At 32.2% G+C, this 15,419-nt stretch carries 10 protein-coding genes; 4 read left to right on the top strand and 6 right to left on the bottom strand.

Going from position 1 to position 15,419, the window contains the following annotated elements; translation table 11 throughout:
* Together ACKI5C_RS01280 and ACKI5C_RS01275 are read right to left on the bottom strand one after the other, a co-directional pair.
* Positions 1–6,458 (bottom strand): right-handed parallel beta-helix repeat-containing protein (locus tag ACKI5C_RS01280; RefSeq protein ID WP_407431248.1); only part of this gene is annotated, 6,458 nt, incomplete at its 3' end.
* A gap of 1,417 nt (positions 6,459–7,875) precedes the next feature.
* Positions 7,876–8,202, bottom strand: a complete 327-nt coding sequence (locus ACKI5C_RS01275) for a TIGR04076 family protein (protein WP_407431246.1) — start codon at positions 8,200–8,202, stop codon at positions 7,876–7,878.
* Between the two features lie 263 nt (positions 8,203–8,465).
* Between ACKI5C_RS01275 and ACKI5C_RS01270 the strand changes: the two genes are divergently transcribed.
* Both ACKI5C_RS01270 and ACKI5C_RS01265 read left to right on the top strand, forming a co-directional pair.
* Positions 8,466–8,858 carry a hypothetical protein gene (locus ACKI5C_RS01270; RefSeq protein WP_407431244.1) on the top strand — a complete coding sequence of 131 codons (393 nt, stop codon included), beginning with the start codon at positions 8,466–8,468 and terminating at the stop codon, positions 8,856–8,858.
* 197 nt (positions 8,859–9,055) lie between these two features.
* Complete coding sequence (locus tag ACKI5C_RS01265) at positions 9,056–9,973, top strand: zinc-ribbon domain-containing protein (protein ID WP_407431242.1); 918 nt, start codon at positions 9,056–9,058, stop codon at positions 9,971–9,973.
* A 66-nt stretch (positions 9,974–10,039) separates the two neighbouring features.
* On the opposite strand, the gene ACKI5C_RS01260 is transcribed toward ACKI5C_RS01265, so the two are convergent.
* Both ACKI5C_RS01260 and ACKI5C_RS01255 read right to left on the bottom strand, forming a co-directional pair.
* On the bottom strand, positions 10,040–10,420 hold the full coding sequence (locus tag ACKI5C_RS01260; RefSeq protein WP_407431240.1) for a hypothetical protein: 381 nt from the start codon (positions 10,418–10,420) through the stop codon (positions 10,040–10,042).
* 179 nt (positions 10,421–10,599) lie between these two features.
* Positions 10,600–11,577, bottom strand: coding sequence for an AIM24 family protein (locus tag ACKI5C_RS01255; protein ID WP_407431238.1), 978 nt, complete (start codon positions 11,575–11,577; stop codon positions 10,600–10,602).
* A gap of 246 nt (positions 11,578–11,823) precedes the next feature.
* On the opposite strand from ACKI5C_RS01255, the gene ACKI5C_RS01250 reads away from it, so the two are divergent.
* Positions 11,824–12,522: a hypothetical protein gene (locus tag ACKI5C_RS01250; protein WP_407431236.1), complete on the top strand. Its 699-nt coding sequence runs from the start codon at positions 11,824–11,826 to the stop codon at positions 12,520–12,522.
* Positions 12,523–12,616: 94 nt separating this feature from the next.
* On the top strand, positions 12,617–13,474 hold the full coding sequence (locus ACKI5C_RS01245) for a hypothetical protein (RefSeq protein ID WP_407431234.1): 858 nt from the start codon (positions 12,617–12,619) through the stop codon (positions 13,472–13,474).
* A gap of 148 nt (positions 13,475–13,622) precedes the next feature.
* On the opposite strand, the gene ACKI5C_RS01240 is transcribed toward ACKI5C_RS01245, so the two are convergent.
* Both ACKI5C_RS01240 and ACKI5C_RS01235 read right to left on the bottom strand, forming a co-directional pair.
* The gene (locus tag ACKI5C_RS01240; protein ID WP_407431232.1) at positions 13,623–14,471 is read right to left on the bottom strand and encodes a zinc-ribbon domain-containing protein; all 849 of its coding nucleotides are present in this window, start codon (positions 14,469–14,471) and stop codon (positions 13,623–13,625) included.
* A gap of 188 nt (positions 14,472–14,659) precedes the next feature.
* Positions 14,660–15,319, bottom strand: coding sequence for a zinc-ribbon domain-containing protein (locus tag ACKI5C_RS01235; RefSeq protein WP_407431230.1), 660 nt, complete (start codon positions 15,317–15,319; stop codon positions 14,660–14,662).
* Between the last annotated feature and the right edge of the window lie 100 nt (positions 15,320–15,419).

Below are 15,419 nucleotides of genomic sequence, written 5' to 3'. Positions count from 1 at the left end.
TATATTAATTCTTTTGGTATAATATCGTCTAAGATTGTGTTCAATGCGTCGTCAGGGCCGTGGTTGGTTACATTAATTGTCCAGATAACAGTATCACCAATATGTGTGATATTGGTTTCGTGGTCGTTTGTTATTGTAACTACTAAATCGGCTTCTGGTGGGATGACAACTGAGCTGTCGTCTTTGTTGTTGTCCATGTTAGGGTCGTATATGTCTGATGAAACGTTTTCGTATCTTGTTATGGTTGTGTTGGATTTATTTACAACAGTTGTGATTTTTAGGGTTACGGTTTCACCTACTGGTAAGTCTCCTATGGTCCATCTTCCGGTTTCATTGTCGTATGCACCTTGTGAATCATCAGAGACGTATATTAATTCTTTTGGTATAATATCGTCTAAGATAGTGTTCAATGCATCATCAGGTCCATGATTAGTTACATTAATTGTCCAAATAACTGTGTCGCCAATATGTGTGATATTGGTTTCGTGGTCGTTTGTTATTATGACTTCTAAATCGGCTTCTGGTGGGATGACAACTGAGCTGTCGTCTTTGTTGTTTTCCATTTTAGGGTCGTAGGTATCGGATGAAACGTTTTCGTATCTTGTTATTGTTGTGTTGGATTTATTTACAACAGTTGTGATTTTTAAGGTTACGCTACCATCTACAGGTAAGTCTCCTATGGTCCATCTACCGGTTTCATTATCATATGCACCGCCTGAGTCATCAGAGACGTATATTAATCCTTCAGGTATAATATCGTCTAAGATAGTGTTGATTGCGTCGTCAGGGCCGTGATTGGTTACATTAATGGTCCAGACTACAGTATCACCAATATGAGTAGTAGTGCCTTCATGGTCATTAATTATAGTAACTTCTAAATCGGCTTCTGGTGGGATGACAACTGAGCTGTCGTCTTTGTTGTTGTCCATGTTAGGGTCGTATATGTCTGATGAAACGTTTTCGAATCTTGTTATTGTTGTGTTGGATTTATTTACAACAGTTGTGATTTTTAGGGTTACGGTTTCACCTACTGGTAAGTCTCCTATGGTCCATCTACCGCTTTCATTATCATATGCGCCTTGTGAATCATCACTAACATAAATTAATTCTTTTGGTATTATGTCATCCAATATAGTGTTAATTGCGTCGTCTGGTCCGTGGTTGGTTACATTAATGGTCCAGATTACGGTATCTCCAATATGTGTGATATTGGTTTCGTGGTCGTTTGTTATTATGACTTCTAAATCGGCTTCTGGTGGGATGTCAACTGAGCTGTCGTCTTTGTTGTTTTCCAGTTTAGGATCGTAGGTATCTGATGAAACGTTTTCATATCTTGTTATTGTTGTGTTGGATTTATTTACAACAGTTGTGATTTTTAAGGTTACAGTTTCACCTACAGTTACGTTTCCTATTGTCCATCTTCCGGTTTCGTTGTCGTATGCACCTTGTGAATCATCAGAGACGTATATTAATTCTTTTGGTATAATATCGTCTAAGATTGAGTTAATTGCGTCATCAGGTCCATTGTTAGTTACATTGATTGTCCAGATTACAGTATCTCCAATATGGGTAATAATGCCTTCATGGTCATTAATTATAGTAACTTGTAAATCGGCTTCAGGAGGAATAACAACTGAACTGTCGTCTTTGTTGTTGTCCATATTAGGGTCGTATATGTCTGATGAAACGTTTTCATATCTAGTTATGGTTGTGTTAGTTTTATTTACAACAGTTGTGATTTTTAGGGTTACGGTTTCGCTTACTGGTAAGTATCCTATGGTCCATCTACCGGTTTCATTATTATATGCACCTTCTGAATCATCAGAGACGTATATTAATTCTTTTGGTATTATGTCATCCAATATGGTGTTGATTGCCTCATCTGGTCCATGGTTGGTTACGTTGATTGTCCAGATTACGGTATCACCGATATGGGTAATATTGGTTTCGTGGTCGTTTGTTATTATAACTTCTAAATCTGCTTCAGGAGGAATATATGTACTGTTGGAAGCATTATTATTGCTTGTATCCGGATCATAAGTATCTGAATTTACAGTTACATTATTGACAATTGTAGTATTGGTTGCATTAACTTGAGTTTTAAGTATTAATGATTTTGGCTCATTTACATTTAATGTAGTTAAATACCAAATGTAGTTATTTTCATCAAATATTCCTTCATAATCTTTATTATCAACTTCAAGATAAATCAGTTCCTCTGGCATGAAGTCTTTAACTACTACATTTTCTGCAGTTTGCTGACCTTTATTTGTTACAATAATTCCCCAATAGACTATATCGCCATAACGAGCTGTTTCAACAGAAACATATTTGATAATTTCTATATCTGCTTCAGGAGGTACGTAAGTTTGATTGGAAGCATTATTGTTATCCAAATCAGGATCTGGTATGTCTGAAGTTACATTGACTTTATTAACAATGGTTTTGTTTGTAGCATTAACTGTGGTGTTGAATACTAAAACACGTGTTTCTCCATTTGGAATTTCATCAATTGTCCAAATGCCATTGATAAATGCATTTCCCTCATTTTCGGTTACAGTTATATCATATAACTCTTTTGGAATAATGTCTGTGACTTTAACATTCGTAGCATTGTCCGGACCGTTGTTTTTGACGGTAATAGTCCAGGTTATAACAGTATTGTTATGAGTAGTACTGTTTGATACGCTCTTGGTGATTATTAAGTCTGCTTCCGGCAGTACTTTTGTTTGGTTGGAAGCATTATTATTCTCTAAATTAGGGTCATATATATCTGAAATCGCATCAACTTTATTAACTAATGTAGTATTCGTAGTGTTGATTTTGGTTTCAATGGTCAATACGTATGGAACGTTAACAGGAAGTTCTTTTATTGTCCAGACACGGTCATAGTCTAGTGTACCGTTGTATTTGCCAACAGGACCAATAAAGATTAATCCTTCTGGAATGGTATCTGTGACTCTGACATTTGTAGCATTGTCCGGACCGTAATTGACAACAGTTATTGTCCAGTATACGGTTGTGCCGTTACGTACAACAGATTCGGATACTTTCTTATTAATATATATGTCCGCTTCAGGTGGTATGAAAGTTTGATTAGTATCATTATTATTATTCAAATTAGGGTCATATGTATCGGATGTAACATTAACCCTGTTGACTATTGTGGTGTTGGTTGCATTTATTTTTGTCTTAATAATTAAGACGCGAACATCGTCGTTATCCATATCTCCTATTGTCCAAACGCCGTTTTCAAAGCTTATTCCATCATTTCGTGTGATTTCAACTAAAATCAATCCTTTTGGAATTACATCATTAGCAATAACATTGACAGCTTTTGAGGGTCCGTTGTTTTTAACTGTAATTGTCCAGCTGATATCGGTTCCGTTTAAAGCAGAGCTGTCTGAAACAGTTTTGTTGATTGACAAGTCAGCGGATGGAACTGCAGTAACAGTTTCATTATCCATTAATCTGTCATCAATTGTTAGGTTATTGGTTAATTTACCGTCTTTGGTTACATTTACTCTAATTACTATTGTGGCATTTTTTCCTTTAGGAATATTTGAAATGTACCAGGTAATTTTTCTGTTTTCAACAGTCTGATTAATCAGTCTTGCATTGTTGTATTCAATTCTTTCATCAAAGACCAGACCTTCAGGCAAGTCATCAACAACTTTCAGTTCCCTTTCGAAATCATATTCACCGGCATTGATTATTGTTAAGGTGTATATTAGGCTGTCTCCCACATATGGGGTCTGATTGTTTACTGTCTTATTGACGCCCAAATCAATAATCCTTACAGTTTTATTATTTTTATTGTTTGTCAGATTCCAGTCATTTTCAAAACTTGTAACATTTACGTTATTATTGAAAGTACCCGGTTTCAATGCAAGGGATTCAATTATCAGTGTTACGGTTTCATCAGGACTTATTGAACCGATTGTCCAATTGTTGGTAGCATTGCTGTAGTTACCTTTGCTTGGATTGGAAGAAATGTATTTAAACAGTTCTGTAGATATGATGTCGGTTAAGTTAACTTTTGTAGCTTCAGTACCATTGGCCGCATTTTTTACGGTAATTGTCCAGATTACAGTATCTCCTACGAAATACTCATCTTTGTCACTTGTAATATTAACTGACAGGTCCACATTTCCAAAGATTTGGAATTTTGTGAAATTTCCAATTTCCTTATAGTTCCAGTCTTTACCATGGTATCCGGTTACCGTATAGTTACCCACTTTCGTTAGGTTGGCTTTAGAGACAGTCATATTGACATAACCATGAATATCCGTTTTTAGATTTTCAGCAACAGCAATTCTATAGCCATCCTTATCATAAACTTCAATAGTAATATATTGGAGTGCTTCACGGTCTTCCTGATATGGAATTGTTCCGTTTTCACTGTGGTCAGCATCTGTTGGATGTTGATAATCCGTATTGTTGAATTGAATCATTGCTCCGCTGCTGTGCCTGTAGGTTACGTTTTCAAGCCATATTTCATTACTACCTGCAACATTGTGAACTGCATTAAGGATATTGTCCCCACCGATATGCAGTACTGTTATGAAAACATCACTTTCATTATAAAGACTTTTGGCAGGGGTTGCATTTACAATTAAAAGATAACTCCATGCCTGATTCTCATCGTACCAGTCATTTAAAATTTTAAAGTTTTTACCGTCTGTATAAATTGCAGAACCGTTACGGGCAGTATTGTTTAGATAAACATTATGTATACTGTTGGTATTATCACCTTTCACATATACAGCTCCACCAAGACCTGTAAAATCAACGTAACTGTCAGTTTCAGGAACTGCTTCATTTAACACAAATCTATTGTCCTGGAATAATGAATTTGATCCTTCAATAAATACTGCACCCCCTTGACGTGTAACATTGTTCTTGTTGAATGTGGAGTTTAAAATTTTAGAATTATCACCGTTAATATATACTGCACCACCGTTGGTAGCATTATGTCCGCTAAATAGGGTATGATTAATCAAAGTATTGTTACCTTTAATGTATATACCTGCTCCATTTTCAGAAGCAGTATTGTTTTCAAATCTGGAATTGGAAACTTTTGTGTTGTTACCCACTATAAAAATCGTACCATTGTCACTTGTATGATTATAGAACTGACAATTTGTAATATTTGTATTTTGTCCTAAAATCAGTATAGCGGAACCATTTCCATTATCTGCACTGTTATTTACAAAAATGGAATTTTTAATTAGAGTGTTATTACCAAAGACATATATTGCTCCTGCACTACCGCTTGATCCACTACTATTTACGAATTTGGTTGGATGTTTGGAAGCAAAATTGTTTTCAAAATAACAATCGATAATTGATATATTGTTTCCTTTTGTATTATAACCATTAAATGCAATATCATCAATTGTATTATTCTCATTTGTCAAACCACCAACCATTATGGCAGTCCCTTGACCACCTGTGTTGTTGATGAAATTACAGTTTCTAACAATTACCTCGTCGTGACTTAGTCCTAAACAGGCACCATATTCCTCACTTGCTGCACAGTTTATGAAATTACAGTTTTCTATTACCTCAACACCTCTTATATGAAGGTCTTCATGACCTTTAAATTGAGAATGAAGATAAACTGCAAACCATTTTGAGTTAATGTCGGTAAAATTGGTATTTCTAATTGTAGATGCAACAGTGTGACTACCCCACTCTGATTCATCTGCAATACATAATGCACCACCATGGTTGGTGGATGATGTATTTATAAAATTACAGTTTTCAAAAAGGGTACCAAATACAGCACCAAATTGGCCGTGACCATCTTTAAATTCAGTATAATCTACACCAGGTAAATTTGGATTATAAACATGGTGGGAATTTTTGAAAGTCGTGTTTATAACAGGGTATTGTCTATTGGTATCTTCATAACCTTGTGTACAGAAGAATTGTGATGCTGATCTACAGTTTTCAATTAGACAATTATACATTGCTCCATTTTCACCTCTCGCCCAAAAGAAACATCCGTCAAAATCCAAGCTGTAAAATTTCACATTATCAAGTACACCTTCAAAATAGAACTGATATCCACCATCTATAAATTTTGCCATCTGATTTGGAGTGGATTGACTTCCACCTATAATTGTAAGGTCTTTTACATTTGAATATAATGTATGTTCATTCCATGCTGCTGCGGTATATGTTCCACCATTTAAGTATAAAACACTTCCGGGATCTGCTCCTGCCATCCAGTCAAGAATATCTTTTACTGAACCACCATATAAATTATCAACAACGGGTGCGCCTAATAAATCGTCTCCTTCATTACTTATTCCTAATAAATTCATTCCATTCGTTGTTCTGTTTACACTTATATTTTCTTGTTCAATGAGAGATGTTGATAACCCTTCCATTGAATTAATATTCTCATTTACTATATTTCTTTCAGTTCCAACACTATCGCTTTGTAGCATTAAAACATTGTTTTGATCGTTTGTTATATTTTCACTTGCACACACAAACGAGCTTGAGAAAATTATTAAAAATAGTATTAAAACGAAAAGAAAATATCTTTTTTTTAATTGCATAATTTTTCTCCTTTAACAAAACATTTTAAATTCCGTTTAATTTATTTTAATGAAAAATTCGCTTTGTCTGTTATTAAATATTGAAAATTAAAAAAGAAGTACGCCTGTACTTATACTAATATATTATATATTAAAGGCTTATAAAGCTTTCTAATTGATTTTCAATAATGTATATTTTGTTATATCAAAAAGCACGAATAGATTAAGTTACAATAGAAAAAATAATTAAAAATAATAGAAAAAGTTACAATAGAAAAATTTACAATATATACAAATCACGAATATATCAAAGTTACAGTAGAAAAAAAGTCTTTGTAGAAAAAAATAAATAACTATTTTCCAGCCATTAAAAATCAAAAAAGTATGATATCTAATGACTGGTGAGATATAAAACCTGTAAATAGTTATTTAATTTTTCTTTTCATGTTTTCCGACATGATGTCGGAATACATAAACCATGTTTTTACTAGTATTTGCATCCTAGAACTGGATTATAAAGACTATAATCAAGACTATTGGTTAAAAGCCTTTGGGATATAATTTCTAAAAGAATTAGAAAGAATATCCAGTTCATTTTAATTTTTCGAATATTTAATACTATTTTTAAACAAACTTTCATACACACATTTCTGGTTATATTTTCTATAACTGAAACACGCATGTATTTAAACATTCTATTAATACTCTAATAAAAACTTTACTTTTTTATTATTTTGATGAAAAAGTAATTCCGGCTAATTTTCGCTGTTTTTAATAGGGAATATGCTTTTGACATTTTTTTAATTAAACATGGCGATAAAACACATTATTCACATTTTATGTAAATATTTTATATATTCAGGATTTTTGAAAAAATATGCATTGAATATAAGCTGAACGGAATAATTATAAGCTAAAAAAATACTAATTTTTCTACAATAGATTATATGAAAGTAATACTTTATAACAATTATATGGGATATTGTTCATATTGGGGCCATGCATTTTCAAAGCCAAAACAAGTCAGACTTATTAAAATCATTTCATCGGATGATGAGCTGATTGGATTTAAAATGATATTTTAAATGCTTTTTTTCTAATTTGGGTGTAAGTAAGCGCTTACATTCAAAAACCCTTAATAGTATATGAATTTTAAATAATATTAATAAGTATTTTTTTATAGTTATACCATTTCAAAAAAGGTCAATACTGAAAAATCATAAGTATGTTTTATTTTCTGAAAAAGGGATGGATGGGAGTTCAAATTTCTGTTATAATGGGGAAAAAGTAAAATAATTAAATATGGATTGTTGTTGAACTGCTTTCATTCGGGTTTTGATTCAATATCAGTTGCTTCCAGTTTCATGATAACTGGCCTTAAACCGTCATTGCATGATACAATAGCAACGCCCGGAGTTTTAATCCAGTCTTCGTAATACCAGATGTCGCTAGCACCATGGGCCAGTGCAAAAACATACTGATATATAGCTTTCCAGGCCTCATCGCAAAATCCGTCAGGTCTAGCATAATCCGCATAAAAAACCTGGCCTTCATTCATTAACGGACATGTTGAAAGACCTTCAACACCATATTCTTTAGCCAAATCATCTTGCAGGGTCGTTTTTAAGATTGTTATTTTTACTTTTTTCATGAATGATGTTTTGTATTTTTCACAGCATATTTTTTTGGATATTGTGATTAAGTATTGCTTTTATAATTTTTCATTTTTTCATTGATTAAATTAAAAGTAGATTACAATCTGTAATTTTAATGAAAGGAATTTCTAGTTTATTGAATTAATATGATAAATCCATTTAATTTCAAGTTCAACATGTAGATATTACAAAAAATTTATTTGGTGTGGATAATATAGAGATAAATAGTTAATATTATGATTTTTAAAAGGTGGGAGGAATGGATTATAATAAAATAATAATTGCTTTGGTAGTAATTCTTATTGTAATTGCTGTTGGTGGTTTTGTAATGTTTAATCAGGCAGGAAACAAGACAACAACCAATACAACTAATGCTACCAATACAACAAATACTACTAATGTTAATTTAACGAATAATACAACTAATAACGCCGAACCAAATCAAAATCAAAATAATCATGATTCAGAATATACTCAAGGTAAAGTTAATCCTAAAGATGTACCATCAGACATATATTCTCGTTGGGATACTGATGGGGATGGAAAATTTTCATCCAGTGAAATGGATGCACATGATAAGGCTTTAGGACAGGGAAAATATTACACAGGCCCTGAAAATATGAAGGATAGTGTAAATACTTATCCAAATTAGAGTATGTTATTTAAAATGTAGGAGAAATGGATAAATATTATATTTATCGCTTTAGTTGCAATAATTATTGACATGCCTGCTGCAGGTCTTTTAATTTAAATCCATGTCATGCTAAAGTGGACTTTAAAGTTGTTGTAACTGTTTTAATCAGCTAGTTAAAATAACAAAGGGGAAATAATTCTAATGGAGGAATAAGTTTGTCATTGCTTAAATCAAATTCGGATACTGATATAAAAGAAATAAAAAATATTATAAATAAAAATGTAGCCAGTTCATTTAGAACACAACCCTCCTTTGTAGAATTATTAAAATTAAACGGCTGTCCACCATTAAAAGTAGGAGTCATCGGAAGTGAAATCAGACATCAGCTAATAATTGAGGCTGAAAATGGAGATTTGACCCCGGATACAGTAATGCCAAGAGCTTATAGTTTAATAGGTGAGTATCTGGAAATCAAAAATATCAGAACATATGATGATTTGGACAATTATAAAGCTATTTCAATCCGTCAAACAGGTTTTGATGCAATGCTTCCTTATACCGCTTCAGGAGTTCAGTATGGATTTATCGGTAAAAACACTTTGGGAGGATCAAGCTATGTTTCAACCACTATTGGAGAAGGCAGAACTGAATGGAAACCCAGCAAGGTATTATTTGAAGAGGATGGCTTAAGAATAGTTGAAACCGAACAGTTCATTTATTATAAACAGCTTGATCATGTTAACTATTCTCAAAATCCGGATAAAAAAGGATTTTTGGATATTAAAAGAAATGCCGTTACTTTTGTCATGAAAAATGGGGATCAGTTTATAATGAGGGTTACAGCCAATGAGTTTGAAAGCATTAAACAGACTATTGACAGTAATCTGGAGGAAACGGATGATTTAGCCAAAAGTGATGATGATGAAATCTTAGTCAAATATTTTGACATGTTTGAAAAGGGACTGATAACACGTGAAGAGTTTGATTTGAAAAAAGCGCAGTTATGTAATAAAACTGAGGATAATTCTCTTTCAAAGCCCGAACATGTTCGCCCGTTATACTGCTCTAACTGTGGTATTAAACTGAATGAAAATGCTAATTTCTGTCCAAATTGCGGAAATAAAATAAATTGAAATTAGGATTTTAATTAAAAATAAGTCAAAGCTGATGAATATGATTTCATCAGCACAATATTAGTTTTAGAATAAATTATGTATATCAATTCTATCTTCTACAACCATTCCTTTGTTCATTTTTTGAGCGGAGTTGTGTGCATCGTATATTGAATATCCCCATATCAATAACCAGGTTACAAATCCGATAATTACTAATGTTAAAATTAGTGAAATAACCGCTCCGATAAAGAGAATTATTCCCTTTTTGGTTAAACCCAGATATATTTGGCCTAAACCTACAATGAGGAATGATAATATTGCAGCCAAACCTGCACTTTTCTCCTTTTTAACAACAGGAGTTGCCGTATTGTTTGTCTGAGGGGTATTTGATGTTGGAGACCCGCATTCAGGACAAACTTCAGTGTCTTCTTTTAATTCACTACCACAATTTTTACATTCTACCATAGTATACACCTTTAATATGTTAAATATTTAACTTATTAACACCCTATTTTTTGTTTGATGTTTAATATAAATCTATTGAAAAACAGATTCTGTTCATGAATTGAAAGCACTTTTTGTTAATAATTATTAATTATATTTAAAAAAAGATGTGATGAAAAAATAAAATGAATGGTTAATGGTTAAAATTTAATTTTTTTGTCCGCATTTGGTAATTCTACAGTTTTTGTTTTGAGTGACAATGGTGCCATTAATATTTTGCCGGTACCACGGAAAACATTAACCAAACCTTCTGATAAAACATTGTCCACAAGTGATTTTCCAGATCTTTCTCCTGTAAACTGAAGGCCGCTTGTCCATGCAATAGCCAGTGGCCCGTCAATTGTAACTGTGTCATTTGTTATTTCAATAACTATCAGTTCTCCCATAGGCATATCGGATTCAAGACAGACATATCCGTTTCCATTCAATGTAGTATGAAACAAATTTCTGGCCGCAATGGCGCTTGATAAATCAGTTCTTGTTTCAACTGATAAACCTACGGACTTTTCGGCAGCTAAAAACAGGCCATCATCAATTGTTATGCTGTTGTCCCAGTCATCCATATCCAGTAAAAGCAGATGTTTATATGTTTGTTCTGATACAACAAATCCTTCTCCACTATATTCTGGCTTAGTTGGTGTTTCTCCAGTTGCTGCGGATTTTAAAAATTTTTTCCCAATGTCTCTGATTCCATTTACATCTGCAGAAAGCTTATTGTCTCCACTCATCCATTGCATTGCTCCAGCCTGGAGATAAATTCCTGATGTTTTACTTAAATCAGCTATTAACTGTCTGGGTCGCACATTCATTTTGCTTGAATAGTATTTTTCTTCTGCTTCCTCAGGACCAACACTCAAATCCTTTTCATATTCAATAACTTTAAATGGTCCTTTTTCTTCCAATACTTTTATATTGTCATTTTCACCAACGAAGTTTCTGATTTCTATATGACCTTCCTTGGTTTTGTCAATAGGATTTGGCGGTTGATATACAACTTGATTCGGTTGTTGATTTGTTGCTTGGTTTCCCTCCAGGTTTATAACCTGTGTTCCGCACTGAGTACAAAAACTAGCACCTGCATCCAGTTTAGCACCACAATTAGAACAAAATTTTGCCATAATATACACCTCTATTTATATATTATTTTTGGATAATATTTACTCTTTTTGATTAATCATCAATATTTAAAATTCATGTGAAATTTGGCATTATATCAAGAAATTAAAAAGGATTTATAGTATATGCCCACTTCAGGGATGAAAACTAATCAGTAAAGTTTTGAAGATTAGTAACAAATTAACCGAAAGATAGTATTATGATAAAAACAAAATTATAATCATATATAATTATTGGGGGGAATATACATGGACAAGAATAACATTTTAAAAATTGTAGTGATAGTGGCTATAATTGCGTGTGCTAGTGCAATGACTTATATATTGTTCTTTAATGAACATTATGAATCTATACGGGTAAGTAATACTGCAAGTTTGGAAGTGCCTGTTGGCAACGGGATAAATGCAAGTCATGTGAATGGAAGTAGTCTTTATCAAATCAGCAATGGTAAAGGGGTCTCTATAATGTCATATAACAGTAATAATAAGGATTTGGGCAGTGCGATAGGATTCGCTGCTGTAAAGAAAATGTTTGTCGGTTCTGTAAATAATTCGGATTCTCTATATGAGGCAGAAATAAACGGATCCAAAATTTACTCAATTTCTACTGGAAACAATACAACACACGACAATATCATAATATCCAGTCATGACAAGGACACTACAATGAAAATTTATGAAAGCATAAAATACAATAAGGACAATTCAACAAATGACACCAACAGGTCAATAAATGTTGAAAGGATATCTAGTGACGAACAGTCAACACAAAATGCTCAGCCGTCCCAAAAGAGCGATGACAATTATATGCGTGATTCAAATGGAAATATAATGTATGCTCATAATGATGTGGGCGGTGATGTTCCTATGACTAAGAACGGACATTACTCATATAAGGATACTGACGAGCCTGGAAGTCCAAGCGGCTGGTGGGTTAACAAAATATAATTTCTGTATTGGCTGTGGAACGAAAGTTGAATAATAATATGTATGGGGATTATAGAAAAATTTATTAAAAAATAACTCATAAAGGTGAAATATTATGGAGGATATGTATTGTACTAAGTGCGGGAGTAAAATACAGGATTCAGAAGATGAATTCTGTCAGAAATGTGGAAATAAAATAAATAATTCTGGTGAAAAAAAGCAAACAACAAAAGATAATCAAACACGCAAAAAATTACTGATAGTATTGGCCATAACCTGTATTGTAATGGCAGGAATATTATCATATGCATTTTTTTTCAATGAACAGTACCAAACAGTACAGATAAGTAACACTGCAAGTTTAGAAATGCCCGTCGGCAAAGGATTAAACGGTTTTTATGTAAATGGAACATCCATTTATGAAGTGGATAATGGTAATGGTGTTGTTGTAATGTCTTACAATAGTAATAATACTGATTTGGCATCAGCATTTGCTTTTGCTGTTGTAAAAGAGGTTGCTGTCGGTTCAAGATTCAATGAAGGTGAAGTATATGAAACAACAGTAAATGGATCAACAGTCTGGAGTATTGCAACGGGCAATAATGCTACTCATGATAATATAATTATTTCAACTCATGATAAGGAACTTACAATGAAGATTTATAATAGCATTAAATACAATGCATCTAATGTTAAAAATGATACAAAAAACAATACTGTAAATAATAGTGATGTTAAGAAGACTGATAATAACAATAAGACTATTGTTGGTTATGATGCAGATGGAAAACCTGTATATGCAGGTTCTGAACCTTGGATTTGGGTGGATAGTAATGGTTATAAACACTGGAGTCCTGAACATCAAAAAGCAGCCGACGAAGCTAATAGAGAAAATTCTGCTTCTTCTGACCCTACTCCAACTCCTACTCCTACTCCTTCTCCGACTCCTGATAGTGGAGGTGGTACAGGTTAATAAAATTTTTTATTTTTTTCATTTTTTGCATGAAAATTTCTGTTAAATACAAACAATTTTTACATTTGCTTTTAATTAACTTATATTAATTGATAAAATACTAATTTTTTTTAAAAAAAGAATATTAAATTATAGAATAAACTATAATTTAATTTAAAGTTACATTTTGTGTATAGAGTATGTGGGATGAATCAGATTTGTCTGTAACGATAATTTCTGCTTTTACAGGCTCTGTCTGACCAAAGTAAAATCCATCAAAAGTATATGTTTTGCCGGACTGTGGATGAATATCATTCCATCCGATAGTGTTATGAATTATCTTATTTTGCTGGTCGTAAAAGTTTACATTTACACTTAGATAATCAAATGATGTGTCAATATGTATATCTCCTCTAACATGAGTATCCCAATAATTATAACTGAATTTTGAATCTTTGGTAATGTTTCCTACTTTTACTGAATTTTCAGCGTTTATATTGTATGCAACCCCTCCAATGATTAATACTAAAAATATTAAAACAACCATCAGTACAGGAATTGCGAAAAGCTTTCTATTGTTAACATGAGTTCCATTTACATATAATGTTAAAACAGCTGTTATAATGAATAATGCTGCTGAAATTTCACCAAATCTGCCTATAAACATGAAGATTACCATAGCAACTGCAATAAAATCTATTGCCGCAACCAGTGGCTCGTTTAATTTTTCCATCAGATAAATACCAATTATTCCTCCAACCACTGCAACCAAACCGGATATTATAATTGAATCTAATCCCATCAGCATTGGGGTGAATAAAACTTCTACTATGGCCAATACAATTGATATAATTGCTAAAATTAACGGTAATTTTACTAAAAACTCATTATTGACTTTTGGGTTAGCATTGATTTTTGTGTCATCATTATCGTTGGTGTCCTTATTGACTTTAGTTCCACAGTATTCGCAGAATTCACTGTCGTCATCAATTTCTTTACCGCATGATCTACAAAACATTAGTATATACCTCCTTGTGTTTATAGTAATAATTATTTAGTAACAACTTATTATACATTTCTAAAAAGTAGTTTAATTTAAAAAATATCAATATTAAAGCTGGGATTTCAACCCTTATTCATAATATTATATTGCATTGATATTATAGTCAATGAAAAAATCAACATTCTTTTTTTTATAATTTTATTTTAATTTATTTTGGTTCCACATTCGCCGCAATATGCATCTTCTGGAGAAATATCTGTGCCGCAATTTTTACATATATTTGAAGGTTCAATGTCATTTTCATCAGTATTAATGTCTTCAGATGTTCCTTCTATAAGTTTTTGCTTCATTAAAATAAATTCTTCATCAGATAATAATCCGTTATTATACATTTCACCCAATTTAAGCATTTTATCCACTGTATCCTCAGATTTTCCTTTCATAGATGATATATTTGTTGTATTTTCTTTAATTAATCTATTTAAGATATTTATAAATGATTTAAATCTTAAACGTGAGGATGTTCCAGTAGATAATGTTTTAATTGGTATTCCACTATTATCATTTAATATTATTATTGCTTCATTTTCACCATCTTCAAATATTTCTTTTATATTTGTAAACTCAATAATCATTTTATTTCTTTCAATCATAAGTTTCGTATCATGGATATTGAATGTTGTTGAATAAAATTTCATTTTACCATTATCTCTAACTCCCCATACGCCGGCATAGCTTAAACCCTGATGTATATGTCCAACTTTTCCTCGATATATTTTCCTTTTAAAGATTTCATCTTCATACTTTTTTAATTGTTGTTTTTCTTCTGCTAATTTTTCTTCTTCTGATTTAAAAAATGCCATTAAAATCCCTTTTTTAAATTATTATTTGTATTTCTTATTACTATTTTAGTAATAATTTGTATTTATAGTTATCAACTGAAATTATTGATTTTTTTAATCA

The sequence above is a fragment of the Methanobrevibacter sp. genome, from assembly GCF_045646045.1.
Classification (GTDB): domain Archaea; phylum Methanobacteriota; class Methanobacteria; order Methanobacteriales; family Methanobacteriaceae; genus Methanocatella.
This window is presented reverse-complemented; position numbering and strand designations above follow the sequence as displayed.